Below are 21153 nucleotides of genomic sequence, written 5' to 3' on the forward strand. Positions count from 1 at the left end.
GCGACATGTCAAATACAATGGAACGATTGAATTCTGTTGGTACGGAAAACGAATTGCCGTTTTCTCTTGTCCTTGAGCTAACGGTAGATGATCGTGACACGATTGCGGAACTGGCAAAATACTCAGAAGGGGAATCTCGCGACGAATTTGCACTCGAGGCTCTCAAAATCGGTGTACTAACACTCCGTCGGGCATCCTCCTCATTCGACGGCGAGTTCATCAAGCGCGAAACGGATCGGCTGTTGAGTTCGATGACCCGTCAACTCGATTTGCATGCCAACACGGCTAAGGAAAAAGTGGAAAATGCCCTGGGTCAGTACTTTCATCCTGACAGCGGACACTTCACCCAGCGCGTCAAGCAACTGATTTCGGCAGATGGCGATCTCGACAAAGTTATCCGCTCGCTCGTCGACGGGGATGATTCCAAACTCGCAAAAACATTACTCTCGCAAATTGGCGAAAACAGCCCGCTCATGAAGCAATTGAGCCCTGATCAGTCACAGGGACTTCTGGCGTTGTTGCGCGGCACGGTTGAGCTTCAGCTTTCGACGCAACGCGATCGCTTGCTCAAAGAATTCTCGCTTGATAACTCGGAGGGAGCTTTGTGCCGACTGGTCGCGGAAATCACCACCAAACATGGTGATTTCACGAGCAACATGAAATCCAAGATCGATGACGTTGTGAAGGAGTTTTCCTTGGATCAAGAAAACTCCGCCCTGAGTCGGCTTGTCAAAAAGGTCAACACAGCTCAAGAAACTATCACTGAGCAGTTTTCACTCGACAATGAGCATTCGTCGCTACGGAAAATGCAAACTCATTTGGAAACAATCCTAGGCGCTCACATCAAGTCGGCTGCTGATTTCCAAGAAGAGGTAAAGGTTGCCTTGGGCAAACTTGTTACCAAACGCGAAGTCGAAGCTCGTGGAACTCAGCATGGTGCTACGTTTGAAGATGCGCTCATGCAATTTCTTGCCGTGGATTGCCAACCGCGTGGCGAACTCTTAGAAAACACGACTGGCCGTGTGGGCCTCATTCGCAACTGCAAAATCGGCGACATGGTGATCGAGCTTGGCTGCGACAGTGCAGCCGCGGGTGCGAAGATTGTCATCGAAGCGAAAGAAGACGCCGGCTACAACCTAGCCAAAGCACGCGAGGAAATCGAACAAGCTCGTAAAAATCGTGATGCTCAATTTGGCGTATTCGTATTTTCTCGAAACACGGCACCCACTCATTGCGAAACCATACGCCGCATTGGCAACGATCTATTTGTCGTTTGGGACGCAACTGATTTGGTTTCCGACTCTAATCTTAAAGCTGCCCTAGAAATTGCGCGTGCCTTGTGTGTTCGCAATCGCCAAGCGAAGCAAGAACAAGCAGTCGACTTTTCGATTATCGACAAGTCGATTCTCGAGATCGAAAAACGCGTGACCAACTTAGATGAAATCTCCAAGTCCGCGGAGACGATCAAATCTTCCAGCACCAAGATTCTGGACCGTGTGCGAATCGACCGTGAAGCCCTCGATAAACAGCTGGAAATCCTGCGCGAGTGCGTGGGCGACCTAAAAACTTCTCTTGGTACAGAACCCCAAGAAAACGCTTAGCACCGTCGTATCGCCTCGTACGCCGCGGCCACGGTTTCGGCATCGACCAGTTCCAGCCCCGCGCTCGAACCCGCGACCAACGCGTAATCCGCCAGCCGGTTCACCTGTCGGGGAACGCCGCCGCTGAGTCGGTGAATCTCGCCCAAGGCGTTGTCGTCGAAGATCGGTTGTTCCGCGCCTGCGGCCACCAGCGCCAACTGCAAATAACCGATCGTGTCCTGGCCGTCCCACGGTTCGAGATCAATCCGTAAATCGACCAGTTCCAAGATCCGGCCCCCCAAGCGATGCATCTGAGTGGGATTGCCGGCCAGTACAATTGTGAGGTTCCCCACGCGGCCTGTCGGCAGTTGCACGAGACGCGCGAGTTGAGTCAGCACGTCGGCCCCGGCCTGATCGGCGTCGTCCAAGAGCAACACGATTGATTCGCTTTGCAGATAATTTTGCTGCAACCGTTCGTCCAGCCGTCGCCCTAGCCGCAATGCATCGTCAGCCATCCGCGGGCCGGCGTGCAGCGCCACGGCCAATTGCCATTGGAACTCGCGAACCGAAAGGCCCAGCAAGTTGAGCGACGCTACGTGCCAATTCTCCCGTTCTGCTTCCTCGGCAAATAGATTGAGGACGAGCGACTTACCCCAGCCCGCTTCGCCCAACATGAGCCCGAGTCGCCGCCCATTATGCACGAGGAACCGCAGCCGCGCGAGCGCTTCTTGTTGTGGCAAGCCTGCGAAAAACACCGGCTCGGCTGTACCCGCGGGAAAGGGGGGCTTTTCCAATCCCCAATGCGTGGCGTGCATCGCGTTGACCTTTCCGACTTCCAGCACGGCGAAGAATGAACGACAATCGGAATATCGACCCCTGATGGATCAATTCTTTGTTTAGGGCCAATCGCCACTCTCAACTTGACATTTTGCTCGCTAGCGACGCTAGCACATGCCATGGCCGACCGTTATTTTTCCGAAGAACCGCTCAGCGGCGAAGCTGCCACGCTTACCGGGAGCGAAGCCCATCACCTGCTGCACGTCATGCGGGCCAAGGTGGGCACCGAGATCATCGTGTTCGATGGCGGAGGTGGCGAATGGTGGGCCGAGATCACCAAGCTGGGCCGGACCGACGTGGAACTCGCGCTCCGCAAACATCGCGCGGTCGAGCGCGAACTGCCCGTCGACTTCACGTTGGCGATTGCGCTCCCCAAGGGAGATCGCCAACGCTGGCTTGTCGAAAAAGCGGTCGAACTCGGCGTGAAAAAATTGATCCCGCTTACCACCGCGCGCAGCACCTCCTCGGCAGCGGAACCACCCGCAAAGCTCGCCCGCTATGTTGTCGAGGCGAGCAAACAATCGGGCCGCAATCAGTTGCTGGAAATCGCTAAGCCGCAAACATGGGCCGAAGTTGTAGCAAACTTTGCCGATCATACGCGGCTGATCGCTCACCCTGGCGGATCGACCGTGGAATCGATTACGCGGGACGTGAACGCCCCCTTATTGTTAGCAATTGGCCCCGAAGGGGGCTTTACCGAGGACGAAGTCGAATTGGCCCGGCAAAATGGCTGGCAGCTGATCGGCCTGGGAGAACGAATCCTGCGGCTCGAAACCGCCGCCTTGGCCCTGGTTGCGCGGCTAACGATTTGTTGAACGGCAACCTACAGTGTTGGAAGCTGCATTCCGGACAGTGAAAGTTCAGAGTTGATGAATGCCACAACCGAAGTAGCGGGGGTTTCAACTCGAATCACTTGATAGGGCGTTGCTCGTACATTCGCAATTGCCGAGCGAATGGCTGATTGTAAGTCCACGCCCTCGCGTTCAAATTCGATGAAAGGAACGCCATCCTTCGTCAAACAGACCATGCCGTCGTCACAGCCCGCTTCGTACAGCTTGTCGAGGATTTCATCCGTAAGTTCGGAGAAGCCTGACAAATATAATGTGAAGTCAAAGGTAGCCATGGAGTTTCCTAAGTATTCTCGTCTCGCAGGAAATGCGGGCACTCATCGACGTGCTTACGGATTCTTCGTGCGTGATGTTCGGGATTTCGCGGCGTTGACCAAACCGACACTTGAGGACAATCTCCTGGGCATCTTAAAATCCCCCAGGCATGCCCATTGGATTTGGTAGCCGTCCATCCTCTATCAACGGCATATTGAACAGCTGCATGGATGTGCTTATTCGGATGCCGCATTGTTTCATTATAGATTTGTTTTCCAGGGCGATCCAATACTCCCATTTTTCGCCACGGAACAGCGGCTAACAGTCGCCTAATCCGCAGGTTATACTGGGAAGTCCGCCCTCAATACTTATTTGTTCTTTGGAGCATTTTCGATGTTCAGATTTGTCGTCGCGACGGCTTTGATTCTCTCTTGCCTGGCCTCGGTCGAGGCCAGGGTGTGGACCGATGTCTCGGGCAATTACACCTTCGAAGCCAATCTCGTGGCCTTCAACGACACGGACCTCGTGTTGGAAAAGGCCGACAAGACGCTGGTTGCCGTCGACATGGAGCAACTTTCCGCCGCCGACCAGGAATACATCAAGTCGAAAGAAGCCGCCGAGGAAGTCGACAAACGGGGCGCCAAGCAGCAGGTCTGGAAGATGGCCAGCGGACTGGAAGTCATCGGCGACGTTGTCGATTACGTCCAAAAGGAAATGACGTTCAGCATGAGTCGCGGGAAGATTTATGTGAACGATCAATTGTTCGAGAATCTGACGGGAATCCAACAGCGCGTTGTGCCGTTGATTGCCGCGCAATTCACGAAGCGACCGATCACCGACCGAGCGGGCTTGTTCGATTGGCTCAAACGCCGCAAGGGGGAACCGGAAACTTTTACTTATGACGGCGTGCAAATGGAAATGGAAAACGGCGACCTCTATGCCGTGCCGTTTTTCTTGTTCAGCGACGAAGCCCTGAAAGTTTTGAAACCAGGTTGGGAAGAATGGTCGTCGAAGCATGCCACGTTCGAGCAGCAACAAGAATCGGAATTGCGGTTACAGACGCAAGCTCAGGGCGGTACGGAAACCAACCAGCTTTTGAAAATGCAGTTGCAGATGCAGGCTTATCAGGCCGGCTTGTTCAGTCTTTGGGAGGTGATGCTCTATCCTGGTCCCAATATCTCCGGTTGGCCGCTCTACGTGGTGGTTCCGGGTCGCAACAGCGCGCAAGCGGCCGAAGCCGCGTTGCAAAAAAACCCGGGTTACACGGTTGGTCCGATCGCGCGGGTGAATCGGCAATATTAAGACCACAGTTTTCCGCCTGAGCCGCTTCGCTCACAGCTTTTGGCCCGCTAAAATGGCGTCGCCCCCGCCACCTCTCCCGGATTTGCCATGAAACCGATCCGACGTTTGCTCGCCGCAAATCGCAGCGAAATTGCCATCCGCGTCTTCCGCAGTGCCCACGAGCTAGGCATTCGTACGGTTGCGATGTATTCGCACGAGGATCGCTACGCCTTGCATCGCTTCAAAGCCGATGAGGCTTATCCGATCGGCGTCGAAGGCAAGCCACTGCAAGCCTATCTCAACATCGAGGGGGTCATCGAGCTCGCCAAGAAGTATGAGATCGACGCGATCCATCCGGGCTATGGTTTCCTTTCCGAAAACCCTGAGTTCGCGCGGGCTTGTCAGCAGAATGGGATCATCTTCGTCGGCCCCCGCGTCGAGTTGCTCGAGAATCTCGGCGACAAGATCGAAGCCCGTAAACTGGCCATCAAAGTGGGCGTACCCGTGTTGGGTGGCAGCAACGAACCGATCACCGACGTCGCCGCCGCAAAGCAAACCGCGACTGAAATGGGTTTCCCCATCATTTTGAAGGCGGCCCATGGTGGCGGTGGCCGCGGGATGCGCGTTGTCCACGAAGCCAAGGATTTTGAAGATTCGTTCGAAGCGGCCCGGCGTGAATCGCTCACCGCCTTCGGCAGCCCCGAGATTTTCGTCGAAAAATTTATCGAACGTGCCCGACATATCGAAGTGCAGCTCCTCGGTGACAAGCACGGCAATCTCGTTCACCTTTACGAGCGCGATTGCTCGGTGCAACGTCGCCATCAAAAGGTCGTAGAGATTGCCCCCGCCCCAAATCTGCCCACAGCCGTCCGCGATAGCCTCTGCGCGGCGGCGCTGCAAATCGGTAACGAAGTTGGCTACGACAACGCCGGCACGGTGGAATTTTTGGTCGATGCCGATAGCGGGAGGTTTTACTTCATCGAAGTCAATCCGCGCGTTCAGGTTGAACACACTGTCACCGAAGAAGTGACCGGCATCGATGTCGTCCGTTCACAGATTTTGATCGCTGGGGGCGAGCCACTTTCCTCGCCAAAAATCGGTTTGACTTCACAGAAAGAAGTCCGCACCAACGGCTTCGCGATTCAATGCCGTGTGACGACCGAAGATCCGTCGAATCGCTTCATGCCCGACTATGGCCGCGTGACGCATTATCGCTCGGCGGGGGGCATGGGCATCCGTCTCGATGCAGGCACCGCGTTTTCCGGGGCGGTTGTGTTCCCGTACTACGATTCGCTGCTGGTGAAGGTGAGTGCCTGGGGTCGCAACTTCGTCGATTCCGCCGGGCGTATGGAACGTGCGCTGCAAGAATTCCGCATCCGTGGCGTGAAAACAAACATTCCGTTCTTGATTCACCTCATCACCAACCCCACGTTCCTCGCTGGGGAATGCACCACGCGCTTTATCGACGTCACCCCGGAGCTATTCGACTTCGTGCCGCAACGCGATCGCGCCACCAAGCTGCTCCAATACATCGGCGAAGTGATGGTTAACGGCAACCCCACGGTCACGGGCAAGGTTAAGGGTGTACGGCGCGAGCCAGTTGCCGTTCCCAATACCGAAGATAAACCGCTTCCGGAAGGAACCCGCGACAAACTCAAGAAATTGGGCGTGGTCGGCTTCACGAAGTGGGTCAAAGAGCAAAAGCCCCTTTTGTGGACCGACACCACGATGCGCGACGCCCATCAATCGCTGCTCGCCACGCGGTTCCGCACGTATGATCTCTGCCGGATCGCCGATGCCTATGCACGGAACTGCGCCGATTTGTTCTCGATCGAAATGTGGGGCGGTGCGACGTTCGACGTTTCGATGCGGTTCCTGAAAGAATCCCCTTGGGATCGTCTGGCACTACTGCGCGAAAAGATTCCCAACATTCTCTTCCAGATGTTGCTACGAGCCTCGAGCGCGATGGGCTACGCGAACTACCCCGACAACGTCGTCGATTTGTGCGTGCGCGAAACGGCTGCTGCCGGCATGGACGTGTTCCGCATCTTCGATGCGCTCAACTGGACACCCAACATGCGGGTCGCGATGGAAGCGGTGCAAAAGACCGACGCGATCTGCGAAGCAGCCATTTGCTACACGGGCGATATCCTTAACCCCAAACGCTCGAAATATGATCTCAAGTATTATGTGAACCTCGCCAAGGAATTGGAAAAGATGGGAGCCCATATCCTGGCGATCAAGGATATGGCCGGCCTGTGCAAACCCCATGCGGCGAGCGTGCTGGTGAAGGCTCTTCGCGACGAGATCGGCATTCCGATTCATTTCCACACGCACGACACCGGCGGGGTTCAAGCCGCGGCGATTCTCAACGCCGCCGAAGCGGGCCTCGACATTGCCGACGGCGCGATTGCCTCGATGTCGGGCGGCACTTCGCAACCCAACCTCAACACCATGGTCGAAGGGCTCGCCTTTACGCCCCGGGCTTCGTCGCTCAATGCCGCAGCGCTCGATGAGATTTCCGAATACTGGCGCGAAACTCGCGAGTTTTATTCCGCGTTTGAAAGCCCCGTCCTTGCCGCGGGGGCTGACCTTTATCAGCACGAAATGCCGGGTGGGCAGTACACAAATCTGTTCCAGCAAGCTCAGGCTCTCGGCCTCGCGAATCGTTGGCCGGAAATCTGCAAAATTTACGCCGACGTCAATCAACTCTTTGGTGACATCGTAAAGGTCACACCCACGTCCAAGGCCGTGGGCGATATGGCGCTCTTCCTTGTGGCGAACGACCTCACCTGCGATCAGTTGATGCAGACCGACCGCGAGCTGGCGTTCCCACGCTCGGTGCTTGATTTGCTCGGTGGCCGCATGGGCCAAGTCGAAGGGGGCTTCCCCACGAAGGTCCGCGACCGCATCCTGCGTAACGAAAAACCGGTCGTTGGCCGCCCCGGAGAAAGTATTCCCCCCGCCGATTTGCAAGCCGCCACGGAGAAAGTCGCCAAGCTGATCGATGGCACGCCGAGTCAACAAGACGTTGTGGCCTACTTGATGTATCCCCAGGTGTTCGAGCAATACTCGCAACACTATGGGCTCTACGCCGACACCAGCGTGCTGCCGACTCCCGTGTATTTGCATGGCATGGAACCGGGCGAAGAAATCGCCGTCGATATCGAAGCCGGCAAGACGCTGATCATCAAATTTCTCGCCATCGGTGATCCCCATGCCGACGGCACCCGCACGGTCTTCTTCGAGCTCAACGGCCAGCCTCGCGAAGTGACCGTTCAAGATCAATCGCTTGAAACCGACAAAGTCAAAGCCGTGAAAGCCGATCCGCAGAACCCCAAGCAAATTGGTTCAAGCATGCCGGGCATGGTGGTGCTCGTGGCCGTGCAAGCAGGCGATGCCGTCGCGCAGGGTCAAAAGTTGATGACGCTCGAAGCGATGAAAATGGAAACCACGATCGCCGCCGAATCTGCCGGCAAAGTGGCCACAGTTCACGTTTCGACCGGCACGCAGGTCGAAGCAGGGGATCTACTGATCACGCTCGCGTAGGGGCAAACTCGCCCACATCATGGGCCGTGGTTTGGCCGTCAACCTCCAGCAGCAGCCGGCCCGTGTCGTCGATTCCCACGACTTTGCCGGTGATATCTCCGCGCGGTGATTGCCAACTTCGTTCGTCCCCCACGTAAGCCAGGCAGCCACGGAGTTCTTCCACGAAGTCGGCATTAAATCCAGCGACTTCAAATTCCTCCAGGGCGGCCAAGACTTGTTCGCTCACCGCGTCGATGATGTCCTCGACAGGAATCGCTCGGCCCAGGGCGCTAGCAAGTGTTGTTGGCGGATGCCGGATGTCGGGCGGAAACAGCGTGTGATCGAAATCAACATTCACGCCGATGCCCATCACCAGCGAACCTGCTTGACCGCTTTCGCTCGGCCATTGTTCACACAGAATGCCACACACTTTTTGATCGTCGATGAGCAGATCATTGGGCCATTTGATATTTAGCCGAGTGGCTTCCACGACGTCCAGCAACGCTCGCCTCACGGCAATCGCCGCTACCAAAGAAACGGCGCCATACGCTTGCGGAGGCTGACGAGCCGGCCAAACGATGCTCATCCATGCTCCGCCCAACGGGCTTTCCCACGCTCGGCCATGTCTGCCACGACCTGCTGATTGCTTCGCTGCAGTGATAAGTAAACACTCGCCCGGATGCTCGACGGCAAGCCGACGGGCTTCGGTGTTCGTGGAATCGGTCACGTCGAAATGAATGCGGCGCATGCGTCAGCCATCACAAAGGATTTATGAAGCTTTCAGAATCGTCGCTGACCAAGAGTTTGTCGAGAGCTAAATCGCCGCGACGAATTCCAGCTTGGAATTCTCCGGATCACGAACGAGGGGGAGTTCCAATGTAAAGCACGCGCCGTGGCCGACCCCCGCACTATGCATGCGCAGTTCGCCCCCCATTTCACGCGCAACCAAAGCACTGTGGTGCAGGCCAAAACCATGTCCCGACTCTTTGGTCGTAAAGCCGTATTGAAAAATTTTTGTGAGATGCGTCGCGTCGATCCCCACGCCGGTATCCTGAATATCCACGCAGGCCATGTTCTCTCCATCCGACGACATCCGCACGATCAACCGCTTGGGTTCCAGCGGCGATGCAATCAAGGCATGGACGGCATTGGTCGTCAGGTTGTTGAGGATCTGAATCACTTTGTGTTTATCGCCGTGCACAAGCAACTGTTTTTCACCCTCCCAAACCAGTTCGATCCCATTTGTCGTCAAGCTGCCACTGAGCGGTTTCAGCACATCGTGCAGTACTTCGCCCAAGTCGTATTCGATATCGACGATCGATATCTTGGCATAAGTTTGCTGCGATTTCACGATTTGCTTCGTGTGATCGACGTTCTTTTCCAGGTCGGCCAGATATTCCTTGAGCCGCGAATGCTCATCAAGCAGCGAACCTGTCAGTTTCGTGAGATACGGCAGCAGCAATTGTCCCCGCGGCGTCGCGGTCAAAAAGTGCTCCAGATCGTTGTCGTGTTGGATCAGCAAATCGACGGCCCGCTCGAGGTCGGTCACGTGGCTGTGCAGCACAAGATCGTGAGCCAAGGTCGCCGAGACATTCACACTGTTGAGCGCGTTGCCCACATTATGCAGCACCCCCGTGGCGATCTCCGCCATTCCCGCCTGCCGTGTCGCAGCGAGCAGTTGGTGATGCAATTCCTTCTGAATCGCCTCGGCCTCGATGCGGGTCTCGATCTCATTCGACAGGTTCAGATTCGTTTCGCCCAATTCCGAGTTCGCGTGCGCGAGCTCCGCCGCGCGGGTTTCCAAGGTTTGATTCGCATCGGCAAGTTCATCGGCCAACCGCGTCAAATTTTGATGGCTGTCGACCAAGGCATCTTCCGTACGGATCATGTTCCGAAAGAAGATGGCCCAACCGAGCGTCACCAAGATCACCACGCCCAAATTCAAGATCAAATGCCGTTGCCCCGTACGCAGCGTATCGGCATCGGAATTCGCGATGTAATCCTCCAATGTCTGATCGAGGGCCCTCATCCCGGCGGAATAGGTCGCTTTTTGCTGAGCATACTCAGGACTCAATAGCAGGGCTTGGGCATCCTGAGCACGGCCCTGCTCGACGAGCGCGAAGGCTTCTGCTTCCAGGGCAAATAACTTTCGATTAGCTTCCTCGGTTTGCTTCGTCGCGGCGACTCCATAGTGAGGCACAATCAACGTTGTTTCTTGCAAAGCTTGCCCCAGCAGCGGCTCATAAGTTTCATACCGTCGCCGCCAGGATTCATCGCCCGTCGTCGCGGCCATCAAGGCCGACATGGTCAGCACTTCGTCGAAGTGGACGATCTCACCTTGGAGTTCTCGAACGCGCAGATCACGCTCTTTGGCGGCATTAGCAAAGGCTCGCCACGTGAGATCGATCCACACGAGCGCAAGCAGCAAACCGACCGTCACCGCGATCAACACGATGAGTATTAAGCGAGACCACGAGGAACGATGTTCCAATTGCATAAGATTCATGAGCAGCGCGCGGACTTTGCAGGGGGCAAAACAAAATACGGAACGCGCCACGAGACGACTGCCCTGTCTCCTGGCCGACGGCGGGATAATTACCCACTCAAATGTAGTTCACGCCGAAGGGGAAAATGCCTCGCCGCAGGATCGGCATAATCGCAACAATGTGCCCCGCGACACTACTGCCCGGTCGAACTCGTCGGCTCGCCTTCCATAGGCGTTGCGAAGTCTCGCATATCCCAAAATAAGACGGTTCCATCCCAACTTGCGGAGGCCAATTCTTTGCCATCGGGAGAAAATGCCAGGGCAGAAATGAAATCCGTGTGACCTTCCAGTTTTGCAATCTCTTGGCGTGTAGTAACGTCCCAAAGCGTGACGGCACGATCCAAGCCGCCGATTGCCAAAAGAGGTTGCGTCGGCGAAAAAGCCACGGATAAGTTCTCATTGGACTGAGGAGGGGCTTCCCTTAGCAGCTTGGGAACATCTTGGGATTGAAGATTTCGCAACACGACCCCTTGTCGTGTTGCTTGATCCTTCCCCTGCAAAGAGCCTTCATAGGCAATCAGCGAACCATTGGCTGTCGCCGCCAAAGGAGTACCGATATCGTTCGTGTAACTGCTACCAGAATATGCCGAAACTACTTTTTCAGTTTTCAAATCCCAAAGACAAAACCGCCCGCCGTAATTGGCAATAAGTTTCATTTCAGAAAGCATCATCAGATCAAGGATCTGGGGCCTGCCATTCGGCGGGAGTGGTTGCGTGAGTTCGTACTTTTTGAGATGTGCGCCTGTCGCCGTATCCCAAAGCCTTAGCAGGCCATCGTAGCCGCCAGTCATCAAGCGGCGACCGCCTGGTAAAAATACCACCGATGCCGGCGATTGACGAAAATTTTTAGAGTGTCGTTTCTCTGGACCACGTGACCATACCTTATCACCCGTGCTTGTCTTCCAAAGCCGTAAAGAGTGTCCCACCGACGCCAGCAATTGACTATCTGGCGAGAATGCCACGCGGCGTACAAATTCATCTCTTCCAACCCAATACAAAAGTTCGCGCGTCGATGCATCGTGGATCCGAATACCTGGATCTTCGCCGCAAAGGGCCAGATACTTTCCTTCGGGAGAATAAGCCAAGCTGTGCAGTTTCCCGCGAAAGGTGTTGCCGAGGACGCTCTCAGTCCCTTGGGGAATGTCCCAGATACGAATGAGTTTATCACTGCCACATACGAGATTCTGTCCGTTATTGACAAACTCTAATGCCGCCGCGTCAGCGCGATAATAATTCAATAGCTTCCGAATGATCGCGCCCGACTTTGTCTCCCAGAGCCTTGCGAAGGCATCGCTAGCATCTCCCACTCGCGCAACGAGCTTGCCGTCATGGGTAAGGGCGACCGTACCTCCACCATGTTTCGCATACTCAGTCGCCGGAATGGATTGTCTCTCCTTCCATTTCTTACAATCGAAGACTTGGGTTTGTTTGTAATTAGCGACTCCAAAATATTGGCCATCCGCAGCGAACGTCACGTCCCATGCACCATTTCCAAATTTTTGCATAATCTGCATGTCGTCTGTCGTAAGAATGCACACACGACTGTCCTTACCACCGATCACCGCGATGGAATGGCCGTCAGGAGAGAAGCGGAAGCGAATAGGCCGATGGGATGGATTATCGTCGAAAGAAAAATGCCTAATTTCTTCGCCCGTCATAAGGTCAATCAAATGCAAGGCCCAATAGCTTGCATACATCGGCATCCCTTGTCGTTTTTCCACCGAACAGGCAACGGCAAGCAACTTTCCATCAGGTGAGAAGGCCACGTTGTGCAATCTTTGTCCAGATCGCCCCGTGTAACCGGTTCGCGTTTTGATGTCCCCGAGATTGATTTCGCGAATCAATGCTTTGGACTCAATATCCCACAGGCGAATACCGACATCGTCGTACTTGCCAGTGGTCGCCAGCGTGGCACCATCCGGCGAAATAGCGATCCATGAATCTTCGCTCTGGAAATTCGATCTTTCTTTACCCGTCTTGGAATCCCAAACTTGAATGGCAGTCGGTTAACGACCATCGGCACTTGCTGTCACGATAAATTGGGCATTGGGAGCGACTGCAAGACTATTGATCAAGTGATCACAACGAAGTCTTGTCGTTCCGAGGCGCGCAATGGCGCCTTGTGGAAGTGGATCGTCAAACAAAACCTTGGGGAGCGGTGCAGGGGCCGAAGTGTCAGCGCACGACACCAAGCTGAATAGACCGAGACACGCAATCAAGGCAAACGAACAGCGGTCTCGATGAGCTTGCATGATGAGCAAGCCTCCTCATAGAAGAGGTATCCCCACTAAATCCCGCCCGCCACCAGCGTCACGTTCTGGCCGCCGAAACCAAAGCTGTTCGAGACGATCACGTTGCACTTCGCTTCGCGAGCGACGTTCGGAATGTAATCCAAGTCGCATTCCGGATCGGGCGTTTCGTAGTTGATCGTGGGCGGCAAGGCGTCGTCTTTGATCGCCATCAAAGAGATGATCAACTCCGTGGCCCCCGCCGCGGCGATGAGGTGGCCCGTCATGCTCTTGGTGCTCGAGACTGGCACCTTGTCGGCGTATTCGCCAAACACGTTGCGAATCGACAGCGATTCCACGCGATCGTTGACCGCCGTGCTTGTGCCGTGGGCATTGATGTAATCAACGTCAGTGACATTTTTGCCAGCGTCTTTGAGCGCCATCTTCAAGCAGCTGATCGCCCCTCGGCCTTCGGGATGGGTATCGGTGATGCGAAACGCATCGGCCGTCGTGCCGTAGCCCAACAGCTCACCGTAAATATGGGCCCCACGCTTGCGGGCATGCTCGTATTCTTCGAGCACGACCATCGCGGCCCCTTCGCCCAAGACGAATCCGTCACGCCCCTTATCAAAGGGTCGCGAGGCCCGTTCGGGTTCGTCGTTGCGTTCGCTCAAAGCGGTGAGCAGATTGAAACCCGTCACGCCAAAGGGATGAATCATGCTGTGCGCCCCACCGGAGAGCATCACGTCGGCTTCGCCCCGGCGGATGATTTCGGTCGCTTCACCGATGGCTTGGCTGCTGGCGGCACAAGCCGTAAGGCAGTTCACATTTGGCCCTTGGGCATCGAACATTCCAGCCAAATAACCCACCGGCATGTTGGGTTCTTGTTCCAGCTCCGCCTTGGGATCGAGAATCTTGAGCCCCGACTCGACGAACGCCTTCATGTCGAGCTCGCCACTCGCGACGGCCGCGCACATCATCTGCGAGAAATTGAAAAAGTCCTGGCTTCCTTCGCCGGCCCCCAAGTAGACGCCGAAGCGTTGAGGTTCAACCGTGCCCAGCACGCCCGACTCTTTCACGGCTTGGTTGGCGGCACCCGCGGCAAAGCACGTGTGGCGACTGCGATCTGCCCATTCTTTTGCGTCGAGTCCCGCGTCGGCCACCGACCAGTTTTTCACTTCCGCGGAAATCTTGGTGGGGAAGTTGGTTGAATCGAATATCGTTGTTCGACCCACGCCGCTCTTGCTAGCCAGCAAGTTCTTCCACAACTCGGGAACCGTGGTTCCCAAAGGAGTAACACAACCCACACCAGTAATCACAACGCGACGACGCATGGCAACTGTTCCCTTCCGACGAAACTAAGCAACCGGCAATTCTTCGAGCGGGTAATCCGACTCACGCATGCGCGTGCCGTCGGCCTTAACGCCTACTTCAAACACACCGACCAACTCCAACCAATGCCGCAGGTCCCGAGGCCGGAACATGCGGGCGTTCGCCAATTCTTCGTGCGAGTCCCCCAAACGGGCAAAAAACAATTGGGCCTCGGCATGCAGGCGATCCCCCACGTGCGCGGTCGCCGAAATCGCAGCCCCATCACGCCGCAAGGTGTCGACGGTCACCCGATAGGTGAGCGTCTCGCCACAGCGAACGATCGAATGGAACTTCACGGTCGCCAATTTCGCCAAGACGACAAGCTCCGAAAAGCCGTAATGCTCGCTCACCAAGAGCCCGCCCGCCTGGGCGATCCCCTCGGTGACCAGGGAGTTGGGCATGATCGGATAACCGATGAAATGATCGTGCATGTGCGGCTCGGCCAACGAGACACCTTTCACGGCCACGGCGCGAGTGTCGCAGACGAACTCGGTGAATCGATCTATCCAAAACCAACGCATGAAAGCACCAATTTACTGCTTAGTAATGAACTCGGTTGCAATGACCAATGCCCAAATCCCAAATGACCGATGAAATACGTTTCAAATTGGTAATTTTGGTCATTGGTGATTGGCTATTGTCTAGACTTACTTCTTCTCCAGCTTGTAAGCCACGAAGTTGCACATGTCTTGCACCGTGAGCTGCTGGCCCAGGTTCTGCACAACGGGATTGGCTTCAAATTTCGTAAGATCAGCAAACGGCATCCGCTCCTTGAGCTTCGCAACGCCAGCGGGGTTCACCTTGCCATCTTGAACAAAGTCGGTGTCGGTCAGGATGTCTTCGGGGAACAACTCGCCTCGCTCGATTTTGATGTCGAACGCTTTTTCCAGACGGAACACGATATCCAAGAAGTCAATCGACTCGGCATCGAGGTCCCCTTGCAAGGTGGCTTCCGGCGTGACTTCGTCGTCGTCAACACCGAGGGCATCGACCAGGGCTTCGCGCACTTTGTCGAAAATTTCTTCTTTAGTTGGCATGGTTAAACAAACCTCCAGTGAAATGGTGTGTAGCGTCGAATCGCGGCCAACTCAGCGGCCGCGGGCCGACTTTGAATTCAATATGTCTCTATTCAGTTCACGACCGCGGGCGCATCGAGTCCGCGGGTCAAAAGTTTTTCGATTGTCTTTTGGTACTCAATCACCCGCGCGTCGACGTCGGCCTTTTCGGGTTCCGTCTCACCGAGATTGAATCGTTCGAGTACTAGGCGGCCGCTGACCGAGACTTTGCCGTCGACGGTCCCCTCGAAGCGAAAGTTGGTGTAGCGATCGTCCTTTTTCGTTTGCTCGACGCGAATAGTGAGCGTGTGCCCGGGGGCTACGAAGTCGGCGTACTTCACCGCGCGCGCCTCATGCAGCACCACAATGCTGTGGGCATAGTTCTCGCTCATCCGAATCAGCCACGCCCCGGCTTGGGTCGCCGCTTCCAACATGAACACGCCCGGCAACACCGGAAACTCAGGAAAGTGATCTGCCAGATATTCTTCGGAAAGCGAAACATTCTTGACGGCCGTTAATTGGGTATCGGGCTCGTAAGAGAGTATCCGATCCAGTAGCCAAAATCGCATAGGCTGGCATCCCAAAACGGTCCATCGCCGCATTAAGTAAGTAAGGTTGGCAAAATAGCGAACTGGCGATTATACCCGCCAAAAATCGGACCGACAACGCCGGGGAAGTCCCCTTTTATGGCCTGAATTCCGCATGGACGCACCAATCACAGCGTTTGGGTAAACCGTGCTGCCCGGCGGAGTTAGCTCGTTCACAACCGAACGAGAATTGGCAGGCAGCTGCTGGGTCATCGGACACCGTAATCCATCAGATGTACCACATCGGATCGACCGCCACGGCCGATCGTTCCAACAAATCGGCGAGTGTGATCGCTTCGAGACGTTCCCGCCGCGCCGCGGCCAGCTCGTGACAGACCTCCGTCAACACCGGCGCCAGCGGCGAGTCGTTCGCGGCACAACAAGTCGGTTCGTGTGAGCCTTCAACAACATCCAAGAGTTCCGATAGCGATAACTCCTCGGGAGCCCGCGCGAGCATATAGCCGCCCGATGCTCCCCGCACGCTGGTGATCAGACCGGCCCGTTTGAGCTCCTGAAAAATCTGCACCAAGAACGGCGACGGAATCCCGTGCCGCTCGGCAATACGGCGTACCTGCACCGGCTCGCCCAAGCTGTGGTGCTGGGCAAGTTCGAGCATGGCTAGACAAGCGTATTGAGTTTTGGAACTTAAATTCATGAGGAGTTAAACACAAAGCACACAAAGCACACAAAGAACACTAAGGATGCAATTTAAGCAATTCAACGAACTTTCTGACCTTTGAGTCTTTGTGGTGAATAGATCAAATACCGCTACCATCGGATTCTTGGATCGTGTGCAGACCGCACTCCGTTTTGGCCGTGCCGCTCCAGCGCCCGGCGCGTTCGTCGGTTTCTCCCGCGGCTACGGCCCGTGTGCAAGGCCAGCAGCCGATGCTGAGAAAATTTTGATCGTGCAGCGGGTTGTAGGGAATGTCTTCGGCGAGAATTCGCTTCCAGACATCATTCTTGGTCATATTCGCCAGCGGGCTGATCTTCACCAACTTGAACTTCTTATCCCAACCGACGATCGCCGCTTGCGCGCGGTCGCTGCTCTGATCGCGGCGGATGCCACTCATCCAAGCGTGCATCCCTTCGGCTGCCTTGGTCAAAACTTTGATCTTGCGATCGAAGCAGCATTGATTGGGATCGGTCTTATACAACGGCCCGCCGTGCAATGCTTCGTATTCAGGCACGGTGAGTTCAGGCTGCAACAAGTCGACTTCGATGCCATACTTCTCGGCGATGCGATCCCGCAGGTCGAGGGTTTCCTGGAATTGGTAGCCCGTATCCAAATTGAAGACATACGTCTCGGGAGCAACCTTGGCGAGCATCGCGAGGATCAAGCATCCTTCGGGACCGAAGGCCGTGGCCATCGTCAGATAGGGCGCGAATCGTTCATGAGCCCAAGTGATGATCTCTTCGGGCGTGGCGGTCTCCAGCCGGGCGCTCGCCTCGGCCAACTCCGCCAGCAATTCGGGAGTCGGCTCAAGCTGGTGCGCTGCCCGAGCGGCAACAATTTTCTTGGGGCGCTCCAGCTGGCTGGCAGCGGCAGTAGTCGACATCTTGGCTTCCCTTGGGAGCGAAACAAACGAACGGGACCGAATCCCTGAACCCGATTGAGTGGCAATCATATGTATAATGGTCAACTTAGTCAAGAATAGTCAAAACACCTACAAATATCGACTCCTTTCTTGTCCTGGTCGCGGAAATCTCGGGAATTTTCGCGCCCATGCTAGCATTTCCCGAGAAATTCACAGCTTTAGACAGCAGGTCGCTGGCAAACTTTGCCGATTAAGCAGATTGTGCGGCCAAATTGGCGGGCGAGTACCTGGAAACAAATGGAACGAGAACATGAGAATTCAACGAATCTTGAGCCTGGGAGCAGGATGCTTGATAGTCTGCTTGATGCAGGGAGCAGCGTTTAGCCAGCTCAATCAAGCGTTGCGTACTCCAGCGGCACGATACTTTGGCGGTCAAAGCCAAGCGGCTTACAACACCCAATCACCCGGCATGTCCGGAGCCACAGCCTATGTGGCTTCCGCTCAGCCGATGCCTGGCGGTAATTCCAAGCCGTTTCAACACATCCAGCAAGCTCCCACGCTAAGCCCATATTTGAATTTGGATCTCGTGCCGGAATCCGCCACGAGTGTTCCTAACTTCTATGGCTTTGTCTTGCCGCAATTGCAAAATCAAGCCGCGGCGGAAGCTCAAGCGCGCGAATACCAACGCATGCGGCAGCAAGAACGAGCCGCCGCCGCGCGGGGCATGGTCGCCAAGAACCCCTTGGCCGGTGTCCCCACCACGGGTTCGAGCCTGCAGTTCATGAACGTCGGCAGCTACTTTCCGACTCCGAAATAACAGCAGCCAAAACAAACAGACACGTAAATCCCCGGTCATTCGATCGGGGATTTTTTTGCGCGCTTAGCGCGGGACTTGATAGACTACACCTAGGTATTTGTCGAAATATGCCATCGCAGAGGAGGCCCTCATGCTACTTCGTTCCGCCACGATCGTTGCCTGGTTGTGCCTAATAAATCTTTCGTCAGCCGCCGAACTCACGCCCGAACAAACCAAGCTCTACGCCGAGTTGGAATCGTCGCTCAGCGGTTCGACGCTCGTGGGACATTTCACCGTCACAGGGCAAGAGACTGGCAGCCCCAAGCCTGAGCGCTATGAACTCATCAGCGTCAAGCACGTCGGCGATGGGAATTGGATGTTCGTCGCTCGCATCATTTACGGCGATCACGATGTGAAGCTGCCAATTACGCTCCCCGTGAAGTGGGCCGGCGATACCCCCGTCATCACGGTCGACAAAATGGCGTTCCCCGGCCTGGGAACGTACACCGCACGAGTGATGATCTACAACGACCACTACGCGGGCTTCTGGAGCGGCGCTGACCACGGCGGGCATTTGTATGGGACGGTCGAACACGCCAAAGCCCAGGATCACACGGCCCCCTTTTCTGAAAGATAACATCAGGACTTTTCAACCAACGTGAACGATTCAGCAGACATCTACGGCCAAAGGCCGACCCGCTACGATGGCGAGTCGGCCTTTCCTAAACCTCGCCGCAAGCTTTTGCGAACATTGTTCAAGAGGCACCGCCCAGTACGCCATTTCGCACCGCGGCAAAACTATCGCGTTGAGCAAGCCGAACTCGATCCAGAATTTCTTGCTCAATGGGGCGAGCAAGTTCTGATTGAAGATTATCTGATCGTTCTGCATCGCGACGGTACCACCACCAGCGTCCGGCATCTCGTCACTCAATTGCATAGTCGCGAGTCCCTGGGAGTCTGGGACGAGTTCTACCGTTCTTACGATGTTCGTTCACAAAAACTCAAGATGCTCCAAACCAAGCTGTATTGGACCGACGGCATCTCGAAAAACGCCAAGGTTCATTGCCACAAGGTGGCGATTCCGAATGCTCCGCCCAATTTATTCGGCCGCACCTATCAAATAACCTACTCGCCGTTGCGACCGGGAGTGATCGTCGAAGTCGAAGAACAACTCGATGATTTTCGAAAGGAAGATTTCTGGCACTCCATTTGGGGCCATTATTTCTTGCAAACCGGAGTGCCTTGCCGCTATCGCCGCTACACGGTTGCCGTGGCCAGTCCGTTCAAGGTTTCGTATCGCGTGCACCATGGAGCGCCTCTCCCACACGAACGGCAAGAGCGGGATTACCACGTCTGCACCTGGGAAGTTCGCAATGCTCCGGGAATTGAGTTCGACGATTGGACGCCGCCGCTGCGAGATTTCGCGCCCTGGATAGATATCACAACCGCATCCACCTGGACGCCCTTTGCTCAAAAGCTCAAAGCCGAGTTGGTTCCCGTGCGGTATCGCTCACACGAACTGACCAGCCTTGCCGAAGAACTCTCCCACGGCAAAACGAATCCCATCGAGAAAGCGACCGCCGCGTACACCTACGCCGCGCGAACCGTGCGCTACGGACGGCCCCGCAGCGAGTGGGAAGATCGACAAGCGCGGGGTTCGAATCAAGTCTTTCTCGACTTGCAAGGAGACTGCAAAGACAAATCCGCGCTGCTCGTGCAACTCTTGCAAGCAATGGACATGCCCGCTCACGTGGCTGTCGTCATGACAGGTGACGAGGGGCGCACGCCTTTCCTTCCCTCAAACCGGTTCAATCATGCCATCGTGCGGGTCATGATCGACGATAAGCCTTATTGGCTGGATGCGGCCAGTGGCGAATTCGCGTTTGGCGAGCTTCCCACGGTCGATCAAGACCTGCATGCTCTCGTGCTGGGAGACGATGCGTTTCACTTTGAGCATGTTCCCCCGCGGCCGGCGAGCGAACATCTTGAATATCGCGACAACAAAGGCCGCTTACGGAGCGATGGAGTCTACGAAGGTTCTTTTCATCTCGAATACTCCGGAGACCTCGCCGCCCAATTGCGATCTCAATTTATCGACCGCACGCAAGAGCATCGCATGAAGGTGCTGCAAGCCTGGCTTGGGTCGGATTATCCCGGTGCCGTCGGCTCGAAATTTTCCTACGAAACGGTCGAACATCTTTCCGGACGCTTCACTTACCAATGCCAGGTAGCCATCCCGCAAGTCGCTCGTCAGATCAAAAACATTCTGCTTTTACAAGTTCCCTGGGCCGGTAAGATTTCGATGTGGGGCGTCATGGCAAGCGAAGAGCGATTGCATCCGCTATCGTTGCCCACGTCGCGGCTGTCGTTTGAACGGCATGTTATCGATCTGCCCGACGACGTAACGCCCTTTGCGATTCCAGAGCTTGTGAGCGTGAAATGCGATTGGGGTGAGTATCGCTGCAATTGGCAGGCGGTGGGAAACCAACTTGTTTGCGAGCGATTGCTCCAGTACGGTGGCAAACAGGTGCCAAGTCAGCGCTTCGCCGAATTTAAGGATTTCTGGCGGCAAGGAAATATGGCTGATACGACACCCATCGTGCTCCGCGTGGGCGAGTGATCCTGCCATTAATCTTCTTCGTTCAAAATTATGCGCCGAAATTTCTTACTCCTTTGCCTGTTTGTCAGTTGGTTGTTGTCGTAC

The 21153-nt window shown here is 55.5% G+C and carries 18 protein-coding genes; 7 read left to right on the plus strand and 11 right to left on the minus strand.

Annotated elements, in window-relative coordinates:
• Window positions 1–5: 5 nt before the first annotated feature.
• Window positions 6–1601, plus strand: coding sequence for a hypothetical protein (locus SH678x_RS21975; protein WP_496920612.1), 1596 nt, complete (start codon window positions 6–8; stop codon window positions 1599–1601).
• Here the strand turns inward: SH678x_RS21975 and SH678x_RS21980 are convergent.
• On the minus strand, window positions 1598–2395 hold the full coding sequence (locus SH678x_RS21980) for an ExeA family protein (protein WP_496920613.1): 798 nt from the start codon (window positions 2393–2395) through the stop codon (window positions 1598–1600). The genes SH678x_RS21975 and SH678x_RS21980 overlap by 4 nt on opposite strands.
• Before the next feature lie 141 nt (window positions 2396–2536).
• Between SH678x_RS21980 and SH678x_RS21985 the strand changes: the two genes are divergently transcribed.
• Entirely contained in the window at window positions 2537–3232 is a 696-nt protein-coding gene (locus SH678x_RS21985; protein ID WP_496920614.1) for an RsmE family RNA methyltransferase, read from the plus strand.
• 8 nt (window positions 3233–3240) lie between these two features.
• Here the strand turns inward: SH678x_RS21985 and SH678x_RS21990 are convergent, their stop codons facing one another.
• Window positions 3241–3540 carry a hypothetical protein gene (locus SH678x_RS21990; protein ID WP_496920615.1) on the minus strand — a complete coding sequence of 100 codons (300 nt, stop codon included), beginning with the start codon at window positions 3538–3540 and terminating at the stop codon, window positions 3241–3243.
• A 373-nt stretch (window positions 3541–3913) separates the two neighbouring features.
• Between SH678x_RS21990 and SH678x_RS21995 the strand changes: the two genes are divergently transcribed.
• Window positions 3914–4822: an SHD1 domain-containing protein gene (locus tag SH678x_RS21995; RefSeq protein ID WP_496920616.1), complete on the plus strand. Its 909-nt coding sequence runs from the start codon at window positions 3914–3916 to the stop codon at window positions 4820–4822.
• Between the two features lie 87 nt (window positions 4823–4909).
• Window positions 4910–8350, plus strand: a complete 3441-nt coding sequence (locus tag SH678x_RS22000; RefSeq protein ID WP_496920617.1) for a pyruvate carboxylase — start codon at window positions 4910–4912, stop codon at window positions 8348–8350.
• On the opposite strand, the gene SH678x_RS22005 is transcribed toward SH678x_RS22000, so the two are convergent.
• The 9 genes from SH678x_RS22005 to SH678x_RS22045 form a co-directional block, all read right to left on the minus strand.
• Window positions 8337–9077 (minus strand): biotin--[acetyl-CoA-carboxylase] ligase, encoded by a 741-nt coding sequence (locus SH678x_RS22005; RefSeq protein ID WP_496920618.1) that lies wholly within the window; start codon window positions 9075–9077, stop codon window positions 8337–8339. The two genes, SH678x_RS22000 and SH678x_RS22005, sit on opposite strands and share 14 nt — an antisense overlap.
• A gap of 66 nt (window positions 9078–9143) precedes the next feature.
• Complete coding sequence (locus tag SH678x_RS22010; RefSeq protein ID WP_496920619.1) at window positions 9144–10886, minus strand: sensor histidine kinase; 1743 nt, start codon at window positions 10884–10886, stop codon at window positions 9144–9146.
• Between the two features lie 122 nt (window positions 10887–11008).
• The gene (locus SH678x_RS22015; RefSeq protein WP_496920620.1) at window positions 11009–12640 is read right to left on the minus strand and encodes a hypothetical protein; all 1632 of its coding nucleotides are present in this window, start codon (window positions 12638–12640) and stop codon (window positions 11009–11011) included.
• Between the two features lie 521 nt (window positions 12641–13161).
• A complete protein-coding gene (locus SH678x_RS22020) occupies window positions 13162–14436 on the minus strand; it encodes a beta-ketoacyl-[acyl-carrier-protein] synthase family protein (protein ID WP_496920621.1) in 1275 nt (424 codons plus the stop codon).
• A gap of 24 nt (window positions 14437–14460) precedes the next feature.
• Window positions 14461–14994: a 3-hydroxyacyl-ACP dehydratase FabZ family protein gene (locus SH678x_RS22025; RefSeq protein ID WP_496920622.1), complete on the minus strand. Its 534-nt coding sequence runs from the start codon at window positions 14992–14994 to the stop codon at window positions 14461–14463.
• Window positions 14995–15120: 126 nt separating this feature from the next.
• Window positions 15121–15510 carry an acyl carrier protein gene (locus SH678x_RS22030; RefSeq protein ID WP_496920623.1) on the minus strand — a complete coding sequence of 130 codons (390 nt, stop codon included), beginning with the start codon at window positions 15508–15510 and terminating at the stop codon, window positions 15121–15123.
• A gap of 92 nt (window positions 15511–15602) precedes the next feature.
• Window positions 15603–16097 (minus strand): 3-hydroxyacyl-ACP dehydratase FabZ family protein, encoded by a 495-nt coding sequence (locus SH678x_RS22035; protein WP_496920624.1) that lies wholly within the window; start codon window positions 16095–16097, stop codon window positions 15603–15605.
• A gap of 247 nt (window positions 16098–16344) precedes the next feature.
• Window positions 16345–16770 (minus strand): RrF2 family transcriptional regulator, encoded by a 426-nt coding sequence (locus SH678x_RS22040; RefSeq protein ID WP_496920625.1) that lies wholly within the window; start codon window positions 16768–16770, stop codon window positions 16345–16347.
• A gap of 103 nt (window positions 16771–16873) precedes the next feature.
• Window positions 16874–17674 (minus strand): phosphoadenylyl-sulfate reductase, encoded by an 801-nt coding sequence (locus tag SH678x_RS22045; protein ID WP_496920626.1) that lies wholly within the window; start codon window positions 17672–17674, stop codon window positions 16874–16876.
• 289 nt (window positions 17675–17963) lie between these two features.
• Here SH678x_RS22045 and SH678x_RS22050 point away from each other — a divergent pair, with 289 nt between their 5' ends.
• The 3 genes from SH678x_RS22050 (at window position 17964) to SH678x_RS22060 (ending at window position 21069) form a co-directional block, all read left to right on the plus strand.
• Complete coding sequence (locus SH678x_RS22050; RefSeq protein WP_496920627.1) at window positions 17964–18470, plus strand: hypothetical protein; 507 nt, start codon at window positions 17964–17966, stop codon at window positions 18468–18470.
• Window positions 18471–18600: 130 nt separating this feature from the next.
• A complete protein-coding gene (locus SH678x_RS22055) occupies window positions 18601–19086 on the plus strand; it encodes a hypothetical protein (RefSeq protein WP_496920628.1) in 486 nt (161 codons plus the stop codon).
• 21 nt (window positions 19087–19107) lie between these two features.
• Window positions 19108–21069, plus strand: a complete 1962-nt coding sequence (locus SH678x_RS22060) for a DUF3857 domain-containing protein (RefSeq protein WP_496920629.1) — start codon at window positions 19108–19110, stop codon at window positions 21067–21069.
• Window positions 21070–21153: the final 84 nt, after the last annotated feature.

The organism is Bythopirellula superficialaquae (genome assembly GCF_059632245.1).

Bases quoted from the DNA above. Each gene is read 5' to 3' on its own strand.
- SH678x_RS21975 (WP_496920612.1), top strand. From the start codon at position 6: ATGTCAAATACAATGGAACGATTGAATTCTGTTGGTACGGAAAACGAA.
- SH678x_RS21980 (WP_496920613.1), bottom strand. From the start codon at position 2,395: ATGCACGCCACGCATTGGGGATTGGAAAAGCCCCCCTTTCCCGCGGGT.
- SH678x_RS21985 (WP_496920614.1), top strand. From the start codon at position 2,537: ATGGCCGACCGTTATTTTTCCGAAGAACCGCTCAGCGGCGAAGCTGCC.
- SH678x_RS21990 (WP_496920615.1), bottom strand. From the start codon at position 3,540: ATGGCTACCTTTGACTTCACATTATATTTGTCAGGCTTCTCCGAACTT.
- SH678x_RS21995 (WP_496920616.1), top strand. From the start codon at position 3,914: ATGTTCAGATTTGTCGTCGCGACGGCTTTGATTCTCTCTTGCCTGGCC.
- SH678x_RS22000 (WP_496920617.1), top strand. From the start codon at position 4,910: ATGAAACCGATCCGACGTTTGCTCGCCGCAAATCGCAGCGAAATTGCC.
- SH678x_RS22005 (WP_496920618.1), bottom strand. From the start codon at position 9,077: ATGCGCCGCATTCATTTCGACGTGACCGATTCCACGAACACCGAAGCC.
- SH678x_RS22020 (WP_496920621.1), bottom strand. From the start codon at position 14,436: ATGCGTCGTCGCGTTGTGATTACTGGTGTGGGTTGTGTTACTCCTTTG.
- SH678x_RS22025 (WP_496920622.1), bottom strand. From the start codon at position 14,994: ATGCGTTGGTTTTGGATAGATCGATTCACCGAGTTCGTCTGCGACACT.
- SH678x_RS22030 (WP_496920623.1), bottom strand. From the start codon at position 15,510: ATGCCAACTAAAGAAGAAATTTTCGACAAAGTGCGCGAAGCCCTGGTC.
- SH678x_RS22035 (WP_496920624.1), bottom strand. From the start codon at position 16,097: ATGCGATTTTGGCTACTGGATCGGATACTCTCTTACGAGCCCGATACC.
- SH678x_RS22040 (WP_496920625.1), bottom strand. From the start codon at position 16,770: ATGAATTTAAGTTCCAAAACTCAATACGCTTGTCTAGCCATGCTCGAA.
- SH678x_RS22045 (WP_496920626.1), bottom strand. From the start codon at position 17,674: ATGTCGACTACTGCCGCTGCCAGCCAGCTGGAGCGCCCCAAGAAAATT.
- SH678x_RS22050 (WP_496920627.1), top strand. From the start codon at position 17,964: ATGAGAATTCAACGAATCTTGAGCCTGGGAGCAGGATGCTTGATAGTC.
- SH678x_RS22055 (WP_496920628.1), top strand. From the start codon at position 18,601: ATGCTACTTCGTTCCGCCACGATCGTTGCCTGGTTGTGCCTAATAAAT.